A 25987-nucleotide genomic window follows, 5' to 3' on the forward strand; every position below is an offset into this window, starting at 1 on the left:
AGCATCAACTCGAGAAATCAGCGGCTTGCTGCATTAAAAGCTTTTTGTGGTTATGTGGCACGTAAAAGTCCGGAAAAAAGTGCCCTGTGTCAGGGTGTCTTAAAAATTCGTGTTAAGAAGGCTCCCCAGAAACCGGTTGAATACCTAAGCGTAGACGCTGTTGAATATCTCCTCAAAATTCCCGACAGGCATTCTACGCAAGGTATTCGTGATCTTGCAATGATTGCATTAATGTATGAATCCGGCTGCAGGGTTCAGGAACTCATTGATTTGAGGGTAGGTGACATTGTATTCCGGAGCCCAAACACGGTTACCCTTACCGGAAAAGGAAACAAGGCAAGAGTAATACCTATAAGTACCAATGCTGCAGATATCATAAAAGCTTATCTGAATTCTACTAGCATCTGCGACATGGCGCATCCAGTGTTTGTCAATATATACGATAAACCCTTGTCAAGATCGGGAGTTTCCTATGTCCTTGATAAATATGGACAAATGGCTCGTAATGCAAGGCCAGAATTATACCCATGTAAACTGCATCCTCATATATTGAGGCATTCCAAAGCTATGCATCTGCTTGAAAATGGAGTAAATTTAATATATATCAGGGATTTTCTTGGACATTCATCTGTTACCACAACAGAGATCTATGCAAGATGCAACCCTGAACTTAAAAGAAAATACATTGAACAGGCAGGCAGCCTGATTACGGAGTCCATTGAAGAATATAGTGAAAGTGAAAAAGAAGCTTTAATTGCCTGGCTTCGCGAAAACATCTAATGTTATAAATAATTATGTTGAGTGGTTATGCCGCAAATCCCATGTCTAAGCGGCATAACTGCCCACGACTCCACATAATATACGGCTCTACATAAGATGAAACCACGGTCCAGGTAATAAAAGAACCGGGAAAGGCAGCACAGTCAAAAAGTTACATGTGGCTATACAGGACCAGTGGCGAAGCCAAAAAACAGATAGTGCTTTATGACTACCAGCCCGATAGAAGGCACACACGGCCGAAAGAGTTTCTTGAAGGATTCAGCGGGTATTTACACGCGGATGGGTATGAGGGGTATCATAAACTACCTGAAAACATAATGATTGTAGGCTGTCTGGCACATCTTCGCCGAAAGTTCTTTGATGGGCTGAAGATCTTACCGGAAGAAAAGAAGAAAGATTCACTTTTATTAAAAGGCGTGGAATATTGTGACAGGCTGTTCCGATATGAAAGGGAGTTTGCTTTGCTTGAGACTGATGAACGCCTGGAAAGAAGACAACGGATATCGAAGCCTCTATTCGAAGAATTCTACTCTTGGATAGAAGGCTTAAATGTGCTGCCCGGAAGTACTTTGGGCAAGGCAGTGCACTATGCTCGCGTACAAAGGAAATACATAGAAAGATACCTGACCGACGGACGGCTTGAAATCAGTAACAACCGTGCGGAACGGAGCATAAAGCCATTTGTGATTGGCAGAAAAAATTGGTTATTCTCGTACACACCTGCCGGAGCAAGAGCCAGTGCGGTTTATTACAGCATAGTAATAACCGCAATAGAAAATGGGTTAAATCCTTATGAATACCTGAAATGGGTACTGACTCAAATGCCGAATCTCGGGAAGCCCGGGTATGCATCGTCAGTTGAAGAGTTATTACCGTGCAGTGAAGTTTTGCCAAAAGAAGTTTATGCACCGTTTTCAAAGAAAGAACCGGAACAATATGCGGTAGTGTCAAAAGTTCTATGAAAGAATAAAATTTTGACGCCAGAAATGAGAGTATTTACCAAATATGCACATTGGAAACCAAATAAGCAACAAGAAAAACCATGGGAATATAATACCTGTGGATTTGATGGATAACCCGCCCGAGGCATGGATAACAAGTGGATAAAGCATTGGCAACGAAAAGCGTGTTGCCAACACTTTATCACACAAGTTACCCACACCCCTCAAATCAGCGGGTTACCCACAAACTCCACAGGTTCGGCGGCGACTGTTTTGCTATGCTATGCTACAAAAATAAGAGGATGAATTTCGTTCCTTAAGCAGATTGTTGGGCTTTGATGTATTCTTGGGACATTTTAATGAGTGTAACCCACCTGGCAGGCATATTAGGCCGGTCTTTGAGCTCTTCTAAGACCACCGGCACCCTGCCTTCCAGAGAGGAATGAGGCCTTAGGAAGTTGAAGTAGGCTACAAACAGTGTAAGGAAGGATACTGAACCTGCATAGTTGTTAAAACCGTTGGTGGGTCTGTAGTTTCCCTTGAAGGTGCGGTTTAACCTTTCGATGATCTGCTTTAAAGGCCTGTATTCTTCGGAGATAGGGTCGTCGTTGGTAAGACCGATTACCTGCTTTATGTCAAAGTGGATGCCGTACTGGGCGAAATAGTGTTGAGCAAGCATGTAAATAGGGTTCCCGTCAAAGATCAGGGTAAGATCCTCAGGAAGCTTATCGAACTTGGACAATGCTTCGTCAAGAGCATAAATTGCAGCTTTAACATCACGGTTGGCAGAGACGGGGTATGAGAGGATAATCTTCTTTACTGCGTCGAATATAAAGAATACGTAATGCCATTTGCCCAGAACCTTTATGTACGTCTCATCCCCGCAGATGGAATCTGAGAGATCATACTTGTAGTTGTCAATGAAGGGTTTAATGTTTGTGGCAACAGCATCGGCATAATTTGATACCGACTGATGAGAAACACTTACACCATGTACTTCACGCATAAGGGCAGCTGTCATCCGGGTAGAAAGGCCAAAATTGACATGGTATGTAAGTATCAGCCCCAGGACGTGAGGAGAGACATAAAGCCTTGATATATCTACACTCGGAGGCTGGGAAGGCTTTCTTACCAAAGGCTCAAAGTCAATATCAAACTCCCTGTAGATGTAATGGAGCTTGAAATCATGTGGAGAAGACTTGTAGCGCTGCTTGTCTTCCTCGGACATGGAATTGAGCCTGTCAAGGTAATAGGGGCACTTGGAGTTGGTGCACTTATGTACGTTGAAGTCCTTACGCTCTTTCTTAAGTTCCAGTGTCCTTCCACAGTGGGGGCAGAGGAAGATGAGATTTTTTAGGTAACGGTTTTTCTTGTTGAAAGTGCACTTGCAGACTTTGCATAAGTACTGGCCTTTACCACCGGTATTGTCGTAAAGGTATTCATGAGGAGCTCCACATCTTGGGCAGGCCATAGTATCAGGGACTGTAGAAGCTTTTCTCCTTGTAATAGGGGTTATAAGCTTACCGGTTTCCTTGAGATGATTTGAAATAAGCTGCTTATAATCAAGCTTCTCAAGTGTCTCAATAATCGGCATGGTATCCACCACAAGCTTGCGGTAAGGCTTCCTAACAGGCTCATCGTAGTACTTGCGGACGGATCCTTTACTAAAGAGTGCACACATGAGGTAAATGATAATTTTAGCTTGTATTTGAATGTATAGTAGTAAAACTGTTATAATGTTGTTCAAAGGTACTTAACTCCTTTCTTTGGGGGTTGTCCAGCAACAACATTATACCAAAAAAAGGGCAAGTACCTTTGCCTTTCTATACATTCTTAATTTCCAGTTAAATGAGGGTAAAACCCTTAATAATATAAAAGCAAGTAAAACCAAGGGTTAGAGGTCAAAAGCATATCAAAACTTTTGACACTACCCAATATGCCTGGGAGGAAGAAGAATGAAATTGGGGAAACACACAAAGTTTATGATAGAGTTTATTAAAGATTTTATAGACGGAGAGATAGACAGCTATTTTTTTGAGCTGGATTATAGCGCATATGTAATAGAGCATTTTCCGTATATGGAAGAAGAAAATCCCGAACTTGCGGAACGTTTTGCTGATACCGTAGATTATGTATATGAGTATTACATAGACCGGGGGTTACCGGAAGAAGAATTCAGGGCTAAAATATCTAAGGCATTTGATCAATGGCTGGGTAAAGGTTTTAGTTTTTCGTCCTAATCTATTTGACGCTTACGCTATTTCGCAGGGTCTTGGTGATTCATTAGGGGATTAAGGATAACTATAGGCTACAGGGGTCTCCTATATATGTGCGAAAAATTCTTAACCACCTTTGAGGTTGTAAGGATAACATCCATACTTAGCATAAATGCTAGTTTTCGGATAAATCGCATTTGCTCCAGTGGTGCTTTAAGTTTTGTGTAAATTCAAGGATAATATATTTTGTGTGCCGGAATACCTGATTTTTTGGGATCTCAGTTGTTTAACTCTATCATTCGATTACATCTTAGTCAATACATATTAGTGAATTCTTATTAAATTCTGGAATTCTGAAAAAGTTTTATGCCGTGAAAGTCTCTTGATAATGAGTAAAGCAGCATGTTAGGCTATCAGCGAGGCATCCTCCATGCTGCACTCCTTTGGTCAAAATGGGTGGTGCCGGCAGATGCCTTGTAACATGCCAGCAGAGGCTCATTGCTAAGAGGATCGTGGAATAAATGCTCGCAGCTTTACTATATCGTCCGCACCCCCGTCTCTATATATCTTTTTCTGTTATCCGCCTGTTAAAATTGACCATAAGCTGATCAAGAATAGTGCTCCGATCTTATTCATCAAATGGAAGTAACTTCATAATTGCCAAAACTCTTATCAAATTCGTCAAGCATCCACCCCTTATCTATGGAGTATGTTATCTCACTTTTTATTTCTTCTGTTGTCTTGCGTGGTCTGCTATCATCTAACGATACTCCTATGAAAAATTCGATAGTACCTTTATTTCCCCTCACAGGACTATATGTAATGCCAAAAACATTATAACCTAATGTTAAATTTATGTAGTCGACTAATTTTGTTAAAATATCATAAAAAACTTGCTTATCATTTATTTCTCCATTCCTTCTAATTTCTGAGGACTCAACCTCGTAAATAGGTTTTACAAGGCCAATTATTATACCTTTTTTATTCATTATATCTGCACATATTGGTATTGCCTTCCTTAGTGAAAGATAAGAAAGGTCCAACGTGGCTATTTCCGGTTTTTCGCTTAATTCTAGCAATCTAGCATCACTAATATTAGTCTTTTCCATATTTACTACATTTGGATTTTGGAGAAGTTTCCCACTAAGTTGTCCAAATCCAACATCAATAGCATATACTTTCCTAGCCCCAAATTGTATAAGGCAATCAGTAAACCCTCCTGTTGATGCTCCTATATCTATTGCAACTTTATTAGATACATCAATAGAAAAATCCTTTAATGCACCCTCGAGCTTTAACCGTAAGCGCTTAATATAAGTGCGCATAGAAGTTTATCCGTCCATATGAGATAATCCATCCAAAAGTCTTTAGACTTTTTCGAGTTTTTCGACTCTGACTAAAAAGTCTAGAATCTCTAAGGAGGCTATCTCAATATGGATAATTAGACCTGTGCAGTAAAAAGGGAAATTTTAAGCAGCAATCCCTAATTTGGAAATCATAGATTCAAGACTTACCCCTTCAGCTGCACAATAGTATGCAAACTTAGCAATTTCAACCATATACTGTTGGCGAAAATACCCTACGGTGTCTCCAATGGTCTTTAGTTTCAAGGTTTTACCATTAGATGTCCTGAATAGTTCCAAAAACGTGTAAGCCATGAATATCATGCTCCAGAAACGCTTTATTGAAGTCAATGATTCAACCTGGTACTCATCAAAACCAAGAGAATTCTTATGATATCTGTAGCTAACCTCTATGTCCCAGCGGTTTTGGTAGTATTCCAGAATAATAGCAGTATTAAGACTTACATCCGTGCTTACAATGAAAGCTGGTTTATCTGACAGGTCAGCTTTGCTCCAACACATTAGAATAACGGCGTTTTCAAGGTCATTGATTTTTCCTTCATACCTGTATACGTAATACTTATTGTCCCCTGCTGTAACCGGGCAGGTTTCATTCTTACGTATATGGGTGGAGAATCCTTTTACACTTGTTTTAATGCCAAAAGGATAAATCACTCGGTTGGATTTTACTCTTCCTATAGTGTGATATCCTCTTTTAAGTCCATGGAGCATTAACTTTCCTGATGTGTACCAAGCATCTACAAGTAAGTACGTTGTCTCTGTAGCTGGTGTAAATTCATCAACCAATTGCATAGCAAGTTCATGTTTATTTTTAAAATGCCTTTTAGCTTTTTTGCCGAAGAACTGCTTTCTAAGATAGAGCTTGAAGTTAAGCGGTAGCGAGTACTCAGATACTTTGTAATGGGAACTGACAATACAATGAGACCACATGGTTTTTCCATCACTGTGGGAATGATGATAATCAAGGCCTTCAATCTTTTTTGTAGAATTGTCTTTTTTACTCAAAGAGTCATCTACAATGAGGAAGCCTACAGCATCTTGATTAACATTTTTCTTAACAGCATGCAGAGAATGTGAAATTCTTTTGTGATCCACATATTCATGGTTCCACTTGTATTCTCCTAGGAATCTGGAACCGCAGCTCCTGTCACGATTGCAGGTAAGCTTTCTATAGATAGCAGAAACGTTTTTATTACCTTCGGCAGTGATTATGCCTGAGACCATATTGAGCATGTGGTTTTGTATTGAAGAAGAATATGGCAATTGTAGCATATTTATATAATTGCTGATGTTCTGATTTTGTTCTATTATTATCTCAGGCATAAGTTTTGACCCCCCGTGGAATTGTTTTGTTTTTTAGCAATTCAAAACTACCACATTCGGTCAGCTTATGCTTTAATTTTACCAGTCTACTGGTAATACAATTTTTTACTTTTCACTGCACAACACTAAATGGATAAAATCACAAATGCCAAAACTGAATTCCGACTCAAGCAGTGGAGCAAGATTATCCAAGCCTGCCAAACCAGTGGAATGACAGTTGTCAGTTGGTGCAGCCAGAACAATGTAAAAATTAAATCGTACTACTACTGGCTGCGAAGAATCCGCACCTTGGCGTGTGAGACCGGATCACTTGTACCTCAGAAACCGGAACAAGAAATTGTCCCAGTACCATTTCACCAGACAAAGGTATCTGCAGCAGTCACAATCCACTTGCCTTCTTTTTGTGTTGATATACATGACGGAACTTCCAGAGAAACCATCGAGGCAGTTCTGTCGGCATTGAAAAGCATATGTTAGGCGATATTACAAGGGCAGAAGATATCTACATTGTCTGCGGGTACTCAGACATGAGAAAGTCAATTGATGGATTAGCGGCTATTATCAAAGAGACATTTGGCATGGATCCCTTTTCTCCGAGCCTGTTCCTCTTCTGTGGGAGACGTCGTGATCGTCTCAAAGCTCTCTTCTGGGAAGGAGACGGTTTTGTACTGCTATATAAGCGTCTTGAGAATGGGAACTTTAAATGGCCCCGTACACCGGAGCAAGCAAGACGGCTTACCCAGCAGGAATTCCGGTGGCTGATGGAGGGTCTGACGATAGATCAACCCAAAGCAATACGAAAAGCAAGAACAGGCGAAATCTACTGATAAAAAAGTGCGTAAAAGTATTGATTTTACAGCATTTAAGCTGGATTTTTCAGGTGAAATATGGTACAATTATCTTATGCAAAAGATAAATTTTACAGGGCTTACGCCAGAACAAATTGAATATGTTTCCACTCTGGAAAAAATAGTGGAAAACCAGCAAATCCGTATCAACCAGCTTACAGAGCTTCTTATCAAATCCCAAAAAGCTCTATACGGCCAATCCAGCGAAAAGCGTCGTTATGTTTTAGGAGAAGACAACGATCAAATCTCACTTTTCAACGAAGCAGAGGTCGAAGCGAACAACAAAGCAGAAGAACCTACCGTACAGACAATTGTGGCTGCCCATACCAGAAAACCTAAAAGAACAAAGGAAGAACTGGCACAGACAGTTCCTGTAGTGGAGGTTGTTTGTGACCTTGACGAGGACAAGCGCTCTTGCGGTATTTGCCAGGCTGACCTTAGATATCTGGGCAAGGAGCATGTCAGGGATGAACTTGAGATTATCCCTGCCCAAGTAAGAGTATTGAGATACATTCGTTTTAATTATGTGTGTACCGTCTGCGAGAAGGAAACCGGAGATGCCAACATTGTCAAAGCGCCGGTTCCAGCCCCGGTCATGAAACGCAGCCTTGCTTCTGCCTCAACAGTTGCTTATGTTATGTATCAGAAATATGCCAACGGAATGCCTTTATACCGGCAGGAGAAAGACTGGGCAAATCAGGGGGTGACACTTTCCAGAGCCACCCTGGCAAACTGGATCATACGTCCAAGCCATGAATGGCTTGAACCAATGTACAATGCCATTCATAAGCACTTGATTTCCGAACCCCTGATTCATGCAGACGAAACTGTACTGCAGGTATTAAAAGAACCGGGACGGAAAGCAACGACAGAATCGCGGATGTGGGTCTACACTTCCGGGCGAAGTCCAACCCCGGCTGTTTTATTTGAATACCAACCGACACGATCCGGCCAGCATGCCCGAAGATTTCTTGAGGGTTTTTCGGGTTACCTTCAGACAGATGGCTATAGTGGCTACAATGCAGTGCCTGATGTTATACATTGTGGATGTTGGGCTCATTTACAACGCAAATTCGAAGAAGCAATTCCCCAGGGGGCTGACACTAAGACTTCCAAGGCGGCTATCGGATATGATTATTGTAACCGTCTGTTTGCCATGGACAAGAAATGGGAGGAACTATCCGCTGAAAGGCGGTATGAAGAACGACTTAAAAATATGAAACCCCTTCTTGATGAGTTCTGGGAATGGGTGCAACAACTAAATCCGCTGCCAAACTCCAATCTGGGGAAAGCGATCACATATGCATTGAATCAAAAGGAATCATTGAATCGTTTCCTGTTGGATGGACGAATCGAGCTTTCCAACAATCGAGCCGAAAATGCCATTCGTCCGTATGTCACAGGCAGGAAGAACTGGCTGTTTGCCGACACAACTCGCGGAGCCAAGGCCAGTGCTATTGTCTACAGCATGATAGAAACTGCCAAAGCAAATCAACTTAATCCATATATGTATTTGGTGCATCTACTGACAAATTTACCAAGCTTAAAGGAATTGACGCATGAATCTCTGACACCTTATCTACCGTGGTCACCTGAACTACCCTCCTGGTGCCGTAATGATTCATACAAGGCACCCTAAAATTAAGCGCTTACCTTTAACCCACCTTTATTAACATATTTCTGATTATAACCTTTTATCTTTATAGAATCGTTGCGATAGACTTTTTGTCCACCTGTAAGAACCAACTCACCGTTGACATAAACTTTCCTCATCATAATCCAGCTTAAAGCTTCTTTCTTATCTTTAAATATACATTCACTCAGCAATCTATCTAAAATTGTAACCTTCTTTTCTTCTTTCATTTTATATCCTTCCTTCCGCTTCACTCAAGCCACAAAACGTAATAAACAAGTTTCCTAAGATTTTCTAGATGCTTTGTTTGATATTGCACCTTTAATGTATAGCTCTATAAAAATAAAATTCCTAAATTAGAGCTTGCCATTGGCGGTTATATCATATCAGAACAGGCTGACAAACCAAAGGTTATTAAAAGCATTTTGAAGATTTATAATCTCGGAAAACAGGGCTAGAAAAACTGGTTTATGCGCTCGCTGGTTCCTATCAGCAAGAACTTGACCTAATTCTAATTACTCCAGCATTTAAGAACATCTTCTCTACAATCATAGCTATTTCATGGATTGGTGTTAACACCGAGGCTTTTCCTCCGACGAAGCACTTGCGTTCTTGGGCAGATTTTATACCTGCTAACAATAAAATGTAGGAAAAAATCCTATCGGGTTTTCAAAGCTGGATGCTATATCAAACCATTCTAGGTGCAATGCGCCAACTTTATGGTTAAAAGTGAAAAGCATCCCGAAATCCGTAACTGCTTACCTTCGTTTTAGAAAGCAGCATGGTCACAAAAAAGCAATCATTACAATTGCAAGAACACTCCTAGCATTATACAATATGCTACAGAAAAGAGTCATACAACTCTGAACTCTATAGGAAATTTAACTTTTTTCCTACCGACCTTAGGGTTACTGTGTAGCGGGCAGTATTAATAGTGAAATACCAGAGTTGTAGAATTAAGTCAGCCACCGGGTAGCCCGATTTTATACATTTATTCAATTTTTCAACCATCATAAGATGGCTTGTATGTCATACTTCTAAGGAAAGTGCCAATTTCTGGTTTTCTTTTCCAATTTTACTCCTATCAAGCCAAAGATTCTGTTATTACCGCTTGTATAATATTTTTAACTTCATCATCATTATATTTTTTATCACGTTTTAAATATAATAAGTATTCTATAGCACCATTATTACCTCTTATAGGAGAATAAGTTAATCCATTTATATTAAGTTGATTATATTCTGCATGAGTTATGAGGTCATGAATTATTTTAAGAAGCACTGTGGTATTAGTAATTACTCCATTTTTGCCAACCTCATTAGCAGGTGCTTCAAATTGTGGCTTAATTAGACATATGCATTCTCCATTTGCATGTAAAATATCATTAATGACAGGAAAAATTAATTTCAATGAAATAAAAGATACATCAACTGTAATAATGTCTGCATATTCACCGATGTTTTTAAATGACAATAGCCTCGCATTCGTTCTTTCTAAAGGTATAACCCTACTGTCCTGCCTGATTTTCCATGCTAAAATGCCATAGGCAACATCTACTGAATAAACTTTTCCAATACCGTGTTGCAGTAAGCAGTCAGTAAAACCTCCTTCTGATGCACCAATATCAACAGCAATTTTATTTTTCACGTCAATATTAAAATAGGATATGGCTTTTTCAAGTTTATATCCTGATCTTGTAACATATTTCTTTTTATTATCTTTAATGGTAATAACGCTGTTGTCATAAACACATTCACCAGGTTTATCAATTAATTTATTGTCAACAAAAACTTTTCCTGCCATTATCAATGATTTTGCTTCTTTATCTTCATACGCAAAATTTTTACATAATAATTCATATAGCTTAATTTTCTTCAAAACAATATCCCTTTATCAAATTATTTGTTACTTATGTTATTTTATTAAAAATTGGCAAAATATTCAAGAGGTTTTGTCATTTCCATATGTTTGTTGATGCATGAACTCATTTTTTGCCAACATTATCTTTCGAAAATTATTAAAAATGTTACTATTCCAGTGCTAGTTATAGGATAGGACTATTATTGTAAGGAAGTGGACCATGTATTATGGTGCTAAAAACGCCCGGAATGTAACCTCCAAACTCAAATGCATACTCTCTATACTCCTATGCTTCTGCATCCCGATTGCATATACTTCTAATGTCGTGGCACTACCCCAAGATATTTCTGCTATTTCCTCACATTGCCTTTTTACATTTGCAAATGACCATTCCTATTTTGGTAAGCTTTATCCGACCTTTAAGTGTATCCATCCATTTATTCTTCATAGAATAATAGTACTAGTGGTTGGCTTATCGGTGATTATAGCCTCATCCTAATAGAGGATTACCCTAGTACTATCATCCGCATTCTTAACGAGTTCTTTAAGCCTATTTTAAAAGCTTCCTGCTTTTCAGAACCTGCATTCATGTACTGTTTTTTAGGCCTTTATAATGTCTAACTTGATCCAAACTATACATATGCCATCCTTTTTTAGTTTGCTGCCACCTTATACTCTGGATTTTCACCGTGACGATCTCCTTCGTCTATCATCCTCTTGTAGTGTCCGCCCAGGCGCATCAACTCTTCATGTTTGCCCATCTCCACAATTTTGCCCTTGCTTATTACTATTATCTTATCCGCGTTTCTGATGGTGGAGAGCCTGTGAGCTATAATCAGAGTGGTTCTGTCCCGGGTGATATTTTCTATGGCTTTTTGTATGAGCTTTTCCGTATGGGTATCAATATTGGCCGTGGCCTCATCCAGCACAAAAATCGAAGGATTGTGGGCAATGGCTCTGGCGAAGGACAGGAGCTGCCTTTGCCCGGCGGAGAAGGTGCTGCCTCTTTCCATTACAGGCTCATAAATGCCTCCCGGAAGGCTGTAGACAAAATCGTAAGCACAGGCGGCCTTCAGAGCATCATTAACGTGCTCATCGCTCATTTCATTGTTCAGAGTGATATTTTTCTTAATATCCCCGGAGAATAAAAACACATCCTGAAGGACTACGGCAATGTTTCTTCTGAGATCCCTCTTTTTTATCCTGTTGATGTCTATGCCGTCAATCAGAATCTGCCCTTTCTGGATTTTGTAAAATCCGTTTATAAGGCTTATTATTGTGGTTTTACCTGCTCCGGTTTCGCCGACAAATGCCGCTGTTTGACCTTTTTCCAGCTTAAAGCTTACATCCTTTAAAACCCAGTCCTCTCCATTGTAAGCAAACCAAACGTTCTTGAATTCGATATTTCCTTCGATGCGGTCCATGCTTATGCCTTCGTCCAGGTCTTCCAGAGTGCTTTCCTGATCCAGCAGTTCAAAAATCCTGTCGGCGGATACCAGCGCCGACTGTATTGTAGTATAGCTCTCAGCAAGCTCGGATATGGGGCCAAAAAACTGCTTTATGTATGTGGTAAAGGCGTATAAAACACCGATATCAAGAGTATGGTCGGCAATTTTGCCCATTCCATACCATATCAGAATGGCAATAGCCAAGCTCTGAAAAATGTCTGCCGCAGGCCTTAAAATACTGTTCAAACGAACCTGGAACAGGGTTGTTTTATAATAATCTCCGTTTAGCTTTAAAAACTCATTCTTCTTCTCTTTTTCTCCTCGGAATATCTGAATGATCTTCATGCCTGAAATGTTTTCCGCCATAAAGCCGTTTATCCGGCCGATCAGGCTCTTCATGTTCTTGAAGTTTTCCCTTATTTTCTTTTTCATCAGGAAAACCAGCAAAAACATCAGAGGCACTATTGAAAAGGATATGAGAGCCAGCCTGACATTGAGGGCCAGCATCGTATACACTATTCCCACCAGCAGGAAAATATCCTTGAAAAAATTCAATATCACGTCCGTGTACATTTCACTGATGGCTTCCACATCGTTGGTGGCCCTGGTTATGAGCCTGCCGGAGGATGTTTTGTCCAGGTAAGGGAGGGGAAGGAGCTGGATGGTTTTAAATACCCTGTACCTTAAATTTTTCATGATGTCCTGGCTGGCTCTGTTTATTATGTTGGCTTGGGCAAAGGAGAAAAATCCGCCCAAGGCGACTATGGCAAAATACAATATGCCCATTGCAGCAATGGAATAAAAACCGCTCTGGACCGAATGGTTTACCAGAAAATCATCGATGACTATTTTTAGGATATATGGCTTAATCAGCTGGGCACCGTTTACCAGCAGCACACATAGGAAAGCCAGTATGATTTTGCCCAGGTGAGGGCGCATCAGCATCAAAAGCCTTATGATGCTGTGGATTTTCTTTGTGCTTTTATTGGAGCCTGTCATTTCTGCTTTCGGTTTGCTCTGCATAGATTCCATAGTAAACACCCCCTTTTTTCAATAGTTCCTCATGCGTTCCCCTCTCACATATCCGGCCGTTGTCCATGACGATTATCTCATCTGCTGACTCCACGGCGGAAAGCCGGTGGGCGATGATGATGGTGGTTTTGTTTTTTCTTATCCTCTTAAAATTGTCCAATATTTTCGCTTCTGTTATCGTGTCCACGGCTGAAAGGGAATCGTCCAGGATAAGTATGGCCGGATCCCTTGCGATGGCGCGGGCAATGGAGACACGCTGTTTTTGTCCACCGGAGAGGTTTACTCCACGTTCTCCCAGAATGGTGTCAAAACCATCGGGGAACTCCTTTATGCTGTCATAGATGCAACTGTTCTTAGCTGCTTTTTCAACTTTTTCATCGGGAAAATCCGGCTTGAAAAAGGTTATGTTATCCTTTATGGACGCCGAGAACAGGAAATTATCCTGAGGTACATACCCGAAACCATCTCTCAACGTTGCCAGAGAGTAATCATTTATATCCACGCCGTCAATGAATATTTTGCCGTTTTCTACGTTATACAGCTTTAGCAAAAGATTAGCAATAGTGCTCTTACCTGAACCGGTTCTGCCTACTATGCCAAGGGTGTGGCCTTTGGGAATTTTTATGCTGATGTCCGAAAGAGCTTTGCTTTCGGTTCCTGGATAACTGAAGTCAAGGTTCCTGATTTCTATATCCCCTTGGATTGGACGGGATATCATCTTTTCACCGTCTTTTATCTGGGGTTCGGTATCGAATACCTCATTCAGCCTTTTAAGGGATGCCATACCCCTTTCCATGATGGTGATCACACGGCCTATGGAGACTACCGGCCTGAGTATCATGGTCAAATATCCGTTGAAAGCGATAAAATCACCCAAAGATATGCTTCCTGCCAGAACCATGTTGCCTCCGATAATAAGATTCAGCACAAAGCTTATGCTAAAGGCAATTTCTATGGCTGGGGAAAGAAGGGAGGATATTCTTACCATGCTTACATTGGCTTCAACCATCTGGTTATTCAGGGTCTGGAAATTTTCCATCTCCGAATCTTCCTGCGTATATGCCTTGATTACTCTGATTCCATTGATGTTTTCATTAACTCTGCCGGATACCGCAGCAAAACATTCCTGCACTCTTCTGAAGCGGCTTTGGATGAGCTTTCCGATTTTCAGCATGAAAACTACAATGAAAGGTATGGGCAGCAGTGCTGCCAGGGTGAGCTGCCAGCTTCCGGACTGAGTCATGGAATAGATGACAATGGCGCATGTTACGATACCATTGATGGTCAGGGATGTGGCAGGGCCAAGGGTCATTCGTATGGCAGAAATATCGTTTATGGCATATGCTATTAGATCTCCTGTTGCATGCTTATTGTAAAATTCGGGAGAAAGCTTCTGAAAATGGTTATACAGCATTTCCCGAAGGTGGCACTCGAGCTTTCTGGCATTTACTATAACCATGTTTCGCCATAAATAAGTGGTAATGAAAGTACCCACGGCTATGAGAAGTATTAATGCAATATACTTCATTACAACCCCGGTTTCAAAACCGTCCATGCTCAACACATCGATGGTTTTTCCCAGCACATTGGGGAACAATGACTGGATATAGGACGTCAGCAGCATAAAGACAATGCCGATTATGTATGAGATCTTGTGTTTCTTCAGAAATGTGAGGATTATCTGTTTTCCCATTTCCTACCCCCATAATATGATTTGTAAATTAATCAAAGCTCTCTGACGGAATCCCTTTCTATCAATATACTATTTATAAGTATACTTTCATTGGGTTTGTCAGGGCTGTTGATCCTTCTTATAAGCAGATTGACGGCTGCTTCGCACGAATATTCTATGTTCAGGTCAAGAGTCGTCAAAGATGGTATGCACAGAGAGGACATCTCCGTGTTGCCGCTACCTATCACCGAAATATCATCCGGAACACGGATTCCCCGGTCATATAGCAGCTTGATCAGCCTTACTGCCGTATAATCCCACTGGCATATCAATGCGGTGGGCTTTTCCTTTCCCTTTAACATCTCCATGACATTATCTTCAAAGCTGTCGTCCACATACATAAAAAACTCATCTCTGACAGGAAGATTGTAATTTTCCAGTGCGGACTTAATGCCCAACTCTTTCTCCCGGTTTTTATATGCGTTTCTTCCACCTATGAACCCTATATTTTTATGGCCTTTTTTAATAAGGTACTCGCACTGCTTATAGCCTCCGTTGTTGAAGTTGAACCAGACGCTGTCATAATCATAGGAAGGAGAATAACCGGTGTAAAGGACCTGGTTCTTAATCCTTTCCTTAAGGAAATCCACATATTCCTGCTTGAATCCGCCAATGAAGATGATGCCGTCGAAGCTGTTCCCCTTGGATAGTTTTGTGGGAAGGAGCATTTCATCCTGGTTTTTCTTTTCGATAAATTCAATCTGGTATTCCGCACCGACTTTCTGGATAGCCTGTTCCATACCCTGGATCATCAGGCTGTAGTTGCTGGTGTCCTGCAGATAGGGCTTTTGATGTAGAACAAGAATATTTAGATCGCTGCTGCTTTTAGGCTTGATATATCCCATTTCCTTAGCCTTTTCAATTATCCGGGCTCTTAATTCCTGACTTACTCCATATTGGCCGGAAAGGGCTCTGCTGACTGTTATAACTGAAACATTAAGGGCTTCTGCAATATCGGCAATTTTGGTTTTATCATTCTTCATCGTTATCACCCCTAGTTTATTATACGTTAATTATTATAAAAATACAACGATAAATTAATTCATAAAAATAACGATATAATTATGTGTAAATCTAGCTTTTGATATATCTTCATGATGATTAGGCTTTTGTATATCCCTCACCATCATAACCTCGCTGTCTTTATGCATCATGCGGTTATGCTTCTGGAGCCCAATTATATAGTTTAGAAATGAACTAAGCTGATAACGGATGTATTGATAGTTGTGTGCTTTGAATCCTTTCCGAACAACAATCATCCATTTCAACTAGCTGAATTTAAACCGATTTTATATAGTCCTTAGAATAAATTATATAGCCAACCAATCCGGCAGCATGACCGGCAGTTTAAATCCGGACGAGGCATCTCAGTTGGCAAGCCGGATAAAATATGCTTTAATTTATATATCAACAGTTCCAATGCTGATTATTATACAGAGTGTCAGCGGCGTGGGCATAGGGAGGCGGACGAAGGATTGTGAACGATAAATATGATCAGAAATTCCTCTGGATTGGTTAGTTAAGACAGATGAATTTACCTTTGACATTTACCGGGCCTTTGGGGAATGATTTAATGGGGAATATTTTAAACTGATTTTGCAAGGGGGCTTGGCTGTGAAAAAGTTTAACGTAATGGATTATATCCCGGCAGAAAAGCCTAAGCCGGTATGCCAAAAGGGTGAATTTGTATTTGCCGCAGTGGCTTTAGAGCATGCTCATATTTACGGCATGTGCAACGGCCTCATTGAAGCCGGAGCAACCCTTAAATATGTCTATGACCCGCATAAAAGCAAGGTTGAGCAATTCTGCAGGACATACCCCGACGTAAAAGTCGCATCAAGTGAAGATGAGATTTTAAATGACAAATCTGTGTCCTTAGTGGCTGCCGCAGCAGTGCCTTCTGAAAGATGCGCCCTGGGATTGAAGGTAATGGACCATGGCAAGGACTATTTTACCGATAAGGCTCCCTTCACATCTCTGGAACAGCTTGAGGCAGCCAGAAAAAAGGTAAGAGAAACAGGGTTAAAATATTCCGTATATTACAGTGAGCGCATTCATTCAGAATGTGCGGTTTTAGCCGGGCAGCTTATAAAGGGAGGAGCCATCGGCCGTGTAATCCACGTAATGGGCCTTGGGCCCCATCGTTTAAGCGCAGCAGGCAGGCCGAAGTGGTTTTTTAAAAAGGACAAGTATGGCGGAATCCTTTGTGATATAGGAAGCCATCAAATAGAGCAGTACCTGTATTTCGCCGGGGAGGAGGACGCTGAAGTCGTGCGAAGCCAGGTGGCCAATTTCAACAACAAGGACTATCCTGAACTGGAGGACTTCGGCGAAGCCATGCTGGTAGGCAGGAAAGGTACCACGAACTATTTCAGGGTCGACTGGTTAACCCCCGACGGTTTAAGCACATGGGGAGATGGGCGCACGATTATCGAAGGGACAAAAGGTTATATTGAGCTGAGGAAGTTCGTAGACATCGCCCGGGATATCCATGGCGACCATTTGTATATTGTAAACGGTAAGGGGGAAAAGCATCTGAGCGCACGAGGGTTAGTAGGCTTCCCTTTCTTTGGCGAGCTGATACTTGACTGCCTTAACAGGACCGAAAAGGCAATGACTCAAGAGCATGCCTTCAAAGCAGCCGAATTGTGCCTTAAGGCTCAAAATCAGGCAGTAGTCATCCGGTGATATTTAAGATATTTAATTAGTGTCGTGCAGTAAATTATAAATGTTTATGCAGCTATCCCTAATTTGGTAATGACAGTATCGACAGTTACCTCTTTTACTGCACAAGTATATTCAAGCTTGGCAATTGAAACCAAGCATTAAATACCATGCTCCAGAATTGCTTTGTTGAAATTAAGGATTCAACCTGGTATTCATAAAATCCAAGTGAGTTTTTTTGATACCGATAACTCGTTTCTATACCCCAGCACTTCAGGAAGGTTTTATAAAAAAGGTAGTGTAATGTAGTATCACGGCTCGGCTATATAATTTACTAAGACCGTCAATCTGTGGATTTATTGACAAATTTATGTTTCTTAAATACAATTTATCAAAGATACATTTTTTAATAACTTGAATTATAAACACTCTTTGTTTGGTTTTGCTGAATAAACTTACTACTATTGATTTTAGAAAGTAGGCGAAAGAATGACATATTAGATTAAAAACATCTGAATAAGAAATCACAGTTTATATGATGAACTTCCAAATAAACTGAATACTTCGAAAAACTTATCTAGGTTATTCTGCAAATGAATAGACACTATAAAGAAAACAAAAAAATTTACAGTCGAACAAAACCTATCTGCAATTAAAGGTCATAAGGAAGAAGTTTAAGTAGTAGAAACATATATCATAGGAAGCATATATTAATCCGGTAATTTCCAGATAATAGTAGATATAACTTAGAGGACATTTAGACACTCAATACTCGGTTTCCAATGTAGGAATTTTTGGGTTCTCAAGATTTCAGCAATCATAAATTTTTTACTATACTGTCAGTTTTTTTAATATGCCGAAAAAGATTTACTGTGTAGACTAAATGAGTTAGATTTTTTGAGACAAAAGATATTACCCCTTATTAATCCATTATGATATCTGGTTTAGGGACGTGAGGTAAAGTTATTTGTTTTCAGACGCTATAAATCAATAAAAATAAGGAATTCAGATTTATTGAACATATACCATCGGAGGTGATTTAATGTACAGGATAATGATTGTAGATGATGAAGAAATAATGCGTGATGGTTTGAAAAGTTTAGTAAATTGGGAATCTCTGGGGTTTCAAATAGCGGCTGATTTTGAAGATGGACAGGAAGCACTCGAATACTTAAAGAATAATGAAGTGGATGTTATATTAACAGATATTAAAATGACATTTGTATCCGGTTTAGATTTGGCACGTTATGTAAATGATCAAAAGCTTTCAACTAAAGTGGTTTTAATCAGCGGATATAAGGATTTTGAATATGCTCGTCAGGCTGTAAACTATAATGTAGTTCAGTATTTGCTTAAACCAATATCTTTGAAAGATGTCAACAGGGTTTTTGCGGAAATACGGATGAAAATAGATAGGGAAAAAGAACTGCAAAAAAGACAGGAAGATTATCAGAAGAAATTTAATGAGCTTATTTCTTTTATGCGGGACCAATTTTTCACAGATTTAGTTTTGGGTGCTTTAAAGGACCGTAATGAAATTAATAAAAGATTGGAAATGTTAGACTTAAATTTGGATACGCAAAATAGCCCATGTTGTTTATGGACAGCCACAATTGACAGATATGAAGAATTCATAAATGAAAACTGGCAATATGGAAAGGATGCATTCTGTAAGACAATTACAAACATTTTTTGTTCAGCCAGAAGTGAGCTTAAATATCAGTTTATAAATAGACGAGAGGGAAAATTCAAAATATTGATTATTGGAACGCCAAATATTTCTGAAACAGACTTTATAAAAAAAATAGAATCTGATATTGAATATGCAAAAAATAATGCGGAAAAATTGCTGGGAATTAAATTAGGCAGCTGTCATACTGATTTTTATGAGACTCTTTATGATTTGGCTATAAACAGACCAAAAAGGATAAAGGATGAGCTGGAGTCCATCAACTATAAAGACATAAATGAAGATATTAAAGAACATTTATTAGACCAGCAAAAACTTCTTATGACCCATGTATTTAATGGAAACAGAGAGTCAGTGTTTAGTCTTATGGAGCAAATTTTTAAAGAAACTGAACCCCTGGGCATTAAACAAAGGGTAAAGTTTTTTACGGATCTATTTAATATATTGTTAAATCAATTGCAAATAAACCAGATAGATATTTCTAAACTAATGAAAAATAGCTGGACTGATTTTAGTGATCTTAATTTGAGTAATCCGGAAGAATTTAAGAAAATGCTGTTTATGAAGCTGGATAATATATTACATAGTATAAAAGGAGACGAAGAGCAACCTGACAGCATCATTATCAGCCATATTAAAGAGTATATTCATGAAAATTATAATAAGGACATAACACTGGAACAAATAGCAGATCATGTTTTTTTGAGCCCTGTGTATGTAAGCCGTCTTTTTAAAGAAAAAACAGGAGAGAACTTTAGTGATTATTTAGTTAAGGTAAGAATGGAAAAAGCTTTGAAACTTTTAGAGGAGCCACGTTATAAGGTTTATGAAGTTGGATACGAGATAGGTTATATGAGCACAAAATATTTTTATAAGCTCTTTAAAAAATATTATGGTTGTACCCCTACGGAATATCGCAAAAATTTATTTTTTTTAAAAAGAAAAGGTGATTGATTGCATGAAAAATGGGCATAGGATATGGGACTATATTAGGAATTATAAGTTCAATAGCCTTTTTATAAAAAATTTTTTGCTCATCTTGATACTGGTAGTATTCCCTTTGATAGGAACTAGCATTGGAATATATATATATTATGGGAATATTCTTAAAGATGAAATAGGTGCCGCCCATGTTAACTCTCTTTCCAAAGTAAAGGATACCATGGACATGGTCATGCGGGAAATAGACAGACTTTCTGTAAGGTTTGCATCAGATGAAAAAGTGGAAGAATTAATCAAGCTGAATAAAAATGAATTTCCCGATTATGATACAATCAGTATTCTTCAAAATATAATCAAAACTATTAGCATTTCTGCCAGCGATTATATCAATTCTATCTATGTATATTCGGATAAAAATAAATATATCCTTTCTTCTAATAGGGGAGGCACTGTAATATCCTATTTCTATGATACCAATTGGCTGCATGAATTTATAAGCCAAAGGAATATAAAAAAACACTGGGTATCTTCGAGAAGGGTTAATGATTTTTTTGCTGAAAAATATTACTATTTTCTTTCCAGCTTTTATTTAGCGCCTCTAAGTGATCCCGGAAGAGAAGGTGTAGTTCTGGTAAACCTGGATATAGACAGGCTAAAATCTTTATTTACCGATGAAAATTACAATCAGATGGAAAGTATTTACATCTGCGACAGGACAGGGAATATTCTGTTTAGCTATGATAATTCTCAAATTGGTATGACTGCCGAAAGCATTCCTGAACTTAAAATTGCTTTGGAACAAGAAAATTTTTCTGACGAAGTTCGAGAAATAAATGGAGTAAAGGAAGTGATAACTCAAGTAAGATCACAATATAATGATTGGAGATACATTTCCGTGACTCCCTTAAATGTTTATGAAAGCAAAATGAGAAATCTGGTACATCTTATGTGGCTAATGATTTTTATTGATATTGCCACTGCGGTTGTTGTATCTTTTCTTATTTCAGTACGAGTTTTTATGCCTATAAAAGGGATTATAGCATTGTTGGAAAATCCGGAAAGCTATTTCCAGAGAAAAAAACATACACAAAAAGAAAGATTTAATGAATTTATATATATTGCCAAAAATATAATAAAATCTTTTGATGAAAACAAGCATATGGAAGAAGAATTAAGCAGGCGAATGGATATGCTTAAGAAAGCCCAAGCTGCAGCACTTCAAGCACAAATCAATCCCCATTTTTTATATAATACCCTTCAAACAATTAACTGGTTGGCGATGGGGCTAACCAAAGATGAGAATGATGTTACTAATGTGATTGAAGCATTATCAGATATTTTAAGAGTTTCCATGGAAACTGAGAATCATTTAATTCCAATCGGAGAGGAGATAGCTCATGCAAAAAGATATATAGAAATTCAACAAATACGTTATAAGAATAAGTTTGAGGTAATATGGGATGTAGAAGAAGATATAATGAATAACCTTATTGCTAAAATAACATTGCAGCCAATTATTGAAAATGCCATTTATCATGGAATAAAGCCAAAGAAAGAGAAAGGCCATATCGTTATTCAGGGCTATGCAGAAGGAGATCATATTGTATTTGGTATATTGGATGATGGCGTAGGAATGTCTCAAAATAAAATCACGGCATTAAACGAGGAACTTGCCAATTATTATGCAAAAGACGATCAGCATATTGGAATAAGAAATATAAATCAAAGAATAAAGCTGATATTTGGTGAGGAGTATGGAGTCAGCTTAATAGGCCGGGAGGATGAAGGATTACAGGTTAAAGTAATAATACCAAAGTTAAGATAGTGCTACTTTGTTATTAGCGTATAACTGATTTTTCTTTGCTTTTTTGAGCAAAATTCTAGTACTAAAAGATAATTTAATATTATTTTCAAAGAAGAAGTTAAAAGATAAAATGTCACTATAAGGTGGTGGTTTAGTGACATCGATGAAAATAAGAAGTCTTCAAAATCCAAACTCTAAGAAAAGTTTATTGGAATATATTTTTAGAAACAAATGGTTATATATTATGCTGATTCCCGGAATAACTCTTTTAATAATTTTTAAATATATTCCTATGTACGGTATAACCATTGCATTCAAAGACTTCAATGTTGTGAAAGGAATTTGGCAAAGCCCGTGGATAGGGTTGGAAAACTTTAAATACTTATTTAGATCCAGAGATTTTTTCATTGTTCTGAAGAATTCAATATTAATCAGTTTATATAGACTTTTGTGGGGATTTCCGGTTCCTATCATTCTGGCCCTATTGCTTAACGAAGTGCGTCATATTTACTATAAAAAAGCTATTCAAACTATTTTATATCTTCCTCATTTTATATCCTGGGTTGTCATTGTGGGAATTGTGTATAATTTTCTATCCCCGTCTACCGGAATTGTTAATCATATTATTAAGATGTTTTCTGGACAGCCCATTGCATTTTTGCAAAAAGAAGAATATTTTCGCAGTATCATTGTGATTACCGATATATGGAAAGAGTCCGGGTGGGGTACAATTATTTATTTAGCAGCAATAACAGGTATAGACCAGGATTTATATGAGGCTGCAATAATTGATGGTGCTTCAAGATGGCAGAGAGTTCGCTATATTACCTTACCTGGAATCATGAGCACAGTTGTGGTGTTGTTGATTCTGAGAGCCGGTTCTATTTTAAAAAATGGTTTTGAACAAATTTTCTTAATGTATAGCCCACTTGTATACGATGTTGCAGATGTTTTTGAGACATATTCCTACCGAGTAGGACTCCAAGAAGGAAGGTTCAGCTATGCAACGGCAGTCGGAATGTTTCAATCAGTAGTAGGACTTATACTGATTTGGATAACCAATGTTTTTGCCAAAAAATATGGCGAGGGAGGATTATGGTGATTAAACAGAGTGTAAAAAGGCATCCCAGCAACAGTAGTTTGCTTTCTGATATATTGATTTATACAATATTAGCTCTTATTGCTGCTTGTATGTTGTATCCTTTTTTAAATGTTATTGCAGTTTCTATCAGTGACTACAGTTCATACTTAGAAAATCCAACGAGAATATTGCCCGGAAAAATCAACTTGGGTGCTTTTAAGTATGTATTCAGCAGTTCGTTAATTTTATCAAGTTATCGCAATACTATTATTATTACGATACTCGGAACATTAATAAGTGTAATTGTAACTATTTTAACAGCATACCCTCTTTCAAAGAAAAGTTTGAAAGGGAAAAGCATAATTATGAATTTGTTGATTTTCAGCATGATGTTCAGTGGAGGAATTATTCCCGATTTTTATTTAATCCGTAGTTTAGGCCTGTTAGATACTCTATGGGCATTGATCTTGCCTTCTGTTATTTCATCATACAATATTATTTTAATGAAGAACTTCTTTACTTCCATACCGGAAAGCTTAGAGGAAGCTGCTAGAATTGATGGTGCGTCCGATATATATATTTTGTGGAAAATTATAGTTCCGCTTTCTACTCCTATTATAGCTACAATTAGCCTTTTTGTATGTGTAGGATATTGGAATAGTTATTTTAGCGCAGTATTATATATCAGAGATCAACGTAAGTGGACTTTGCAGCTTCTTCTTCGGGAAATTATTTTATCCGCAAATACCCAATTATTAAATGCCGGGGGTAATTTTGCCGAGCTTTCCTCAAACAATATTCCCTTGCAGACTGTAAAATATGCTTCGCTTATAGTTGTTATTTTGCCTATCTTATGTGTATATCCTTTCCTTCAGAAATATTTCGTTAAGGGAATAATGATGGGTGCCGTCAAAGGATAAGCAGCTCATACTGCTTTAATTAAATTACTCCGAAAGGAGATTATTATATTTAAAAGGGGGAATACATATGATCAATATGAATGTTAAAAAAATTTTGTCAGTCTTGTTGATTGTCACATTTGTAATCACATTTTTTGCTGGATGTGGAAGCGGTAATAACAAGGCTTCTCAGCAGTCAAACGATAATAGTTCAGCAAGTAAGTCCAATGAAAAGAGCAATGGTGAAGATAAAACTGCAGCAGAAGAAGTCTATACATTTAAAATGTTTGCCAACTTTACACCAGCAGAACAAAGTGAAGCAGATAAAGCTTTCTTTGAGTTAGTAGAAAGAGAAAATAACGTAAAGATCGATTTGGAGATTCCGCCTTCAACCAATTATGCTGAACGACTCCAGATCATGATAGCCGGAGGAGATTACCCGGAAGTAGTGCTAATTACAAACTCAAGTGATAAAGTGGTATTGGATGCTGTAAAGAGCGGTGTATTTCTCCCTCTTAATGAATACCTGGAAAACGCACCAAATCTAAAACAATACACCTATGATATTTCCTGGGAATCTTTAAAATTAACAGGAGATGAAAATATTTATGGTATACCTAGAACCAGTATTGCCAGAGCAGATGGATATATAGTGCGAAAAGACTGGTTGGATAAGGTGGGTATAACCATTCCGGAAGACGGGGCCGTTACTAAAGAAGAATTTGTACAGATAGTAAGGGCATTTACTAAGGAGGACCCGGATGGGAATGGTAAAGATGATACTTATGGATTGGCCGCATCTACTGACAGCGGAGATATGGGACCATTATTGGCATGGCCTTTTGGAATAATTGGATGGCAGAAAGCTGATAACGGACCTTACGAATATATGAACCTTCAATATAGTCGTGAACATGACAATTATAAAAAGGCTCTTGAATTTACTCAGACGTTGTGGAAAGAGGGATTAATTGATCCGGATTGGCCGGTAACCAAAAGAGATGTATCTATGGAAAGATTTAAACAGGGAATTACCGGAGTGATTTCAGAATTTGCAGGTTGGATCCCGCAGTACTTGGATGATATGCTTCCAATTAATCCAAATGTTGAACTCACTTATATTACAGGTGTTAAAAATGACGATGGTATAGTAGAAGGGGGAAGTTTTAGCACAGGTTTCTGGGGATTTTGGGCGATAACCACGTCTGCAAAAAAACCGGAACGAATTATACAGGTATTTGATTGGCTGCTGTCTGATGATGGTTGGAATGCTGCCAATTATGGACCGGAAGGAGTAACATATACAGTTGAAGGCGATAAAAAAGTGGCTACGGACCTTTATCAAGATTTTAAATGGGGTAGAGCTATTGTAAGAAGAAATAATGATCCGGGATTTTTTGTACCGCTGAACACTCCTTCTGATTTGCAGCCAAAGTTGGAAAAATGGATCGGTATATGCATTGACCAGTTCGTATTCTCCCTGGACAGAGGCTATAGGCCAGCGGCTGCTGACAATCCTGAATTTATTGACTACTCCCAGAAAACTTATGCCCAAACCATTTCCAAGATTATTGTAGGAGAATTGCCGGTTAGTGCCTATGATGAATTATTGGAAGGATGGTATGAAAATGGCGGAGAAGAATATGTGCAACAGATGAACGAATATATTAAGAGCATGGAAGAATAACAAATTTACGCAAGTTTTGCCGGTTCTGTTTTATAGTTGAGC

At 38.6% G+C, this 25987-nt stretch carries 19 protein-coding genes and 2 pseudogenes; 12 read left to right on the forward strand and 9 right to left on the reverse strand.

The annotated features are described in order from the left end of the window. The first annotated feature begins 54 nt into the window (after positions 1-54). Both CDO33_RS20235 and tnpC (CDO33_RS20240) read left to right on the forward strand, forming a co-directional pair. Positions 55-780, forward strand: coding sequence for a tyrosine-type recombinase/integrase (locus CDO33_RS20235; protein ID WP_161496554.1), 726 nt, complete (start codon positions 55-57; stop codon positions 778-780). A 107-nt stretch (positions 781-887) separates the two neighbouring features. Beyond that, positions 888-1742 (forward strand): annotated as a pseudogene (tnpC, locus tag CDO33_RS20240) (IS66 family transposase); the annotation flags it as partial. A gap of 295 nt (positions 1743-2037) precedes the next feature. On the opposite strand, the gene CDO33_RS20245 reads toward tnpC (CDO33_RS20240), so the two are convergent. Beyond that, a complete protein-coding gene (locus CDO33_RS20245) occupies positions 2038-3402 on the reverse strand; it encodes a DDE-type integrase/transposase/recombinase (RefSeq protein ID WP_207655289.1) in 1365 nt (454 codons plus the stop codon). A gap of 274 nt (positions 3403-3676) precedes the next feature. On the opposite strand from CDO33_RS20245, the gene CDO33_RS20250 reads away from it, so the two are divergent. After that, positions 3677-3961, forward strand: a complete 285-nt coding sequence (locus CDO33_RS20250) for a hypothetical protein (protein WP_103083277.1) — start codon at positions 3677-3679, stop codon at positions 3959-3961. 611 nt (positions 3962-4572) lie between these two features. On the opposite strand, the gene CDO33_RS20255 is transcribed toward CDO33_RS20250, so the two are convergent. Beyond that, positions 4573-5262 carry an SAM-dependent methyltransferase gene (locus tag CDO33_RS20255; protein ID WP_103083278.1) on the reverse strand — a complete coding sequence of 230 codons (690 nt, stop codon included), beginning with the start codon at positions 5260-5262 and terminating at the stop codon, positions 4573-4575. 144 nt (positions 5263-5406) lie between these two features. Beyond that, entirely contained in the window at positions 5407-6624 is a 1218-nt protein-coding gene (locus CDO33_RS20260; protein ID WP_103083279.1) for an IS701 family transposase, read from the reverse strand. 129 nt (positions 6625-6753) lie between these two features. Between CDO33_RS20260 and tnpA the strand changes: the two genes are divergently transcribed. From tnpA to tnpC (CDO33_RS20275), 3 genes are all read left to right on the forward strand, one after another. Next, a complete protein-coding gene (gene tnpA / locus CDO33_RS20265) occupies positions 6754-7101 on the forward strand; it encodes an IS66 family insertion sequence element accessory protein TnpA (RefSeq protein WP_103083352.1) in 348 nt (115 codons plus the stop codon). Next, on the forward strand, positions 7095-7451 hold the full coding sequence (gene tnpB / locus CDO33_RS20270) for an IS66 family insertion sequence element accessory protein TnpB (RefSeq protein WP_103083353.1): 357 nt from the start codon (positions 7095-7097) through the stop codon (positions 7449-7451). Before tnpA ends, tnpB begins: the two co-directional genes overlap by 7 nt. 76 nt (positions 7452-7527) lie before the next feature. Continuing rightward, positions 7528-9111, forward strand: coding sequence for an IS66 family transposase (tnpC, locus tag CDO33_RS20275; protein WP_103083333.1), 1584 nt, complete (start codon positions 7528-7530; stop codon positions 9109-9111). 2 nt (positions 9112-9113) lie between these two features. Here tnpC (CDO33_RS20275) and CDO33_RS20280 read toward each other — a convergent pair whose 3' ends face one another. From CDO33_RS20280 to CDO33_RS20300, 5 genes are all read right to left on the reverse strand, one after another. Further along, positions 9114-9335, reverse strand: coding sequence for a hypothetical protein (locus CDO33_RS20280; RefSeq protein ID WP_103082924.1), 222 nt, complete (start codon positions 9333-9335; stop codon positions 9114-9116). A gap of 854 nt (positions 9336-10189) precedes the next feature. Then, entirely contained in the window at positions 10190-10984 is a 795-nt protein-coding gene (locus CDO33_RS20285) for a TlyA family RNA methyltransferase (RefSeq protein ID WP_103082923.1), read from the reverse strand. Positions 10985-11619: 635 nt separating this feature from the next. After that, a complete protein-coding gene (locus CDO33_RS20290) occupies positions 11620-13437 on the reverse strand; it encodes an ABC transporter ATP-binding protein (RefSeq protein WP_242973969.1) in 1818 nt (605 codons plus the stop codon). Then, on the reverse strand, positions 13397-15139 hold the full coding sequence (locus CDO33_RS20295) for an ABC transporter ATP-binding protein (protein WP_103082921.1): 1743 nt from the start codon (positions 15137-15139) through the stop codon (positions 13397-13399). Before CDO33_RS20295 ends, CDO33_RS20290 begins: the two co-directional genes overlap by 41 nt. 32 nt (positions 15140-15171) lie before the next feature. Then, positions 15172-16161, reverse strand: coding sequence for a LacI family DNA-binding transcriptional regulator (locus tag CDO33_RS20300; protein ID WP_103082920.1), 990 nt, complete (start codon positions 16159-16161; stop codon positions 15172-15174). Between the two features lie 631 nt (positions 16162-16792). Between CDO33_RS20300 and CDO33_RS20305 the strand changes: the two genes are divergently transcribed. Continuing rightward, the gene (locus CDO33_RS20305; protein WP_103082919.1) at positions 16793-17866 is read left to right on the forward strand and encodes a Gfo/Idh/MocA family protein; all 1074 of its coding nucleotides are present in this window, start codon (positions 16793-16795) and stop codon (positions 17864-17866) included. A gap of 44 nt (positions 17867-17910) precedes the next feature. Here the strand turns inward: CDO33_RS20305 and CDO33_RS21375 are convergent. Beyond that, positions 17911-18110 (reverse strand): annotated as a pseudogene (locus CDO33_RS21375) (IS701 family transposase); the annotation flags it as partial. Between the two features lie 774 nt (positions 18111-18884). On the opposite strand from CDO33_RS21375, the gene CDO33_RS20310 reads away from it, so the two are divergent. The 5 genes from CDO33_RS20310 (at position 18885) to CDO33_RS20330 (ending at position 25945) form a co-directional block, all read left to right on the forward strand. Further along, positions 18885-20486 (forward strand): response regulator transcription factor, encoded by a 1602-nt coding sequence (locus CDO33_RS20310; protein WP_103082918.1) that lies wholly within the window; start codon positions 18885-18887, stop codon positions 20484-20486. Between the two features lie 4 nt (positions 20487-20490). Then, the gene (locus CDO33_RS20315) at positions 20491-22299 is read left to right on the forward strand and encodes a sensor histidine kinase (protein WP_103082917.1); all 1809 of its coding nucleotides are present in this window, start codon (positions 20491-20493) and stop codon (positions 22297-22299) included. Positions 22300-22441: 142 nt separating this feature from the next. Then, on the forward strand, positions 22442-23380 hold the full coding sequence (locus CDO33_RS20320; RefSeq protein ID WP_103082925.1) for an ABC transporter permease: 939 nt from the start codon (positions 22442-22444) through the stop codon (positions 23378-23380). Further along, positions 23374-24279, forward strand: a complete 906-nt coding sequence (locus CDO33_RS20325; protein WP_103082916.1) for a carbohydrate ABC transporter permease — start codon at positions 23374-23376, stop codon at positions 24277-24279. The genes CDO33_RS20320 and CDO33_RS20325 overlap by 7 nt, the downstream gene beginning before the upstream one ends. A gap of 67 nt (positions 24280-24346) precedes the next feature. Beyond that, a complete protein-coding gene (locus CDO33_RS20330; protein ID WP_103082915.1) occupies positions 24347-25945 on the forward strand; it encodes an extracellular solute-binding protein in 1599 nt (532 codons plus the stop codon). The last annotated feature ends 42 nt before the right edge of the window (positions 25946-25987 follow it).

Origin of the sequence: Clostridium thermosuccinogenes, from assembly GCF_002896855.1 — a bacterium.
Lineage (GTDB): Bacteria > Bacillota > Clostridia > Acetivibrionales > DSM-5807 > Pseudoclostridium > Pseudoclostridium thermosuccinogenes.

What these genes read in the sequence shown, in the direction of transcription:
- CDO33_RS20330 (WP_103082915.1), top strand. Translation starts at nt 24,347, where the DNA reads ATGATCAATATGAATGTTAAAAAAATTTTGTCAGTCTTGTTGATTGTC.
- CDO33_RS20300 (WP_103082920.1), bottom strand. Translation starts at nt 16,161, where the DNA reads ATGAAGAATGATAAAACCAAAATTGCCGATATTGCAGAAGCCCTTAAT.
- CDO33_RS20255 (WP_103083278.1), bottom strand. Translation starts at nt 5,262, where the DNA reads ATGCGCACTTATATTAAGCGCTTACGGTTAAAGCTCGAGGGTGCATTA.
- tnpB (WP_103083353.1), top strand. Translation starts at nt 7,095, where the DNA reads ATGTTAGGCGATATTACAAGGGCAGAAGATATCTACATTGTCTGCGGG.
- CDO33_RS20245 (WP_207655289.1), bottom strand. Translation starts at nt 3,402, where the DNA reads ATGTGTGCACTCTTTAGTAAAGGATCCGTCCGCAAGTACTACGATGAG.
- CDO33_RS20315 (WP_103082917.1), top strand. Translation starts at nt 20,491, where the DNA reads ATGAAAAATGGGCATAGGATATGGGACTATATTAGGAATTATAAGTTC.
- CDO33_RS20260 (WP_103083279.1), bottom strand. Translation starts at nt 6,624, where the DNA reads ATGCCTGAGATAATAATAGAACAAAATCAGAACATCAGCAATTATATA.
- tnpA (WP_103083352.1), top strand. Translation starts at nt 6,754, where the DNA reads ATGGATAAAATCACAAATGCCAAAACTGAATTCCGACTCAAGCAGTGG.
- CDO33_RS20325 (WP_103082916.1), top strand. Translation starts at nt 23,374, where the DNA reads ATGGTGATTAAACAGAGTGTAAAAAGGCATCCCAGCAACAGTAGTTTG.
- CDO33_RS20310 (WP_103082918.1), top strand. Translation starts at nt 18,885, where the DNA reads ATGTACAGGATAATGATTGTAGATGATGAAGAAATAATGCGTGATGGT.
- CDO33_RS20290 (WP_242973969.1), bottom strand. Translation starts at nt 13,437, where the DNA reads ATGCAGAGCAAACCGAAAGCAGAAATGACAGGCTCCAATAAAAGCACA.
- CDO33_RS20295 (WP_103082921.1), bottom strand. Translation starts at nt 15,139, where the DNA reads ATGGGAAAACAGATAATCCTCACATTTCTGAAGAAACACAAGATCTCA.
- tnpC (WP_103083333.1), top strand. Translation starts at nt 7,528, where the DNA reads ATGCAAAAGATAAATTTTACAGGGCTTACGCCAGAACAAATTGAATAT.
- CDO33_RS20250 (WP_103083277.1), top strand. Translation starts at nt 3,677, where the DNA reads ATGAAATTGGGGAAACACACAAAGTTTATGATAGAGTTTATTAAAGAT.
- CDO33_RS20320 (WP_103082925.1), top strand. Translation starts at nt 22,442, where the DNA reads ATGAAAATAAGAAGTCTTCAAAATCCAAACTCTAAGAAAAGTTTATTG.
- CDO33_RS20280 (WP_103082924.1), bottom strand. Translation starts at nt 9,335, where the DNA reads ATGAAAGAAGAAAAGAAGGTTACAATTTTAGATAGATTGCTGAGTGAA.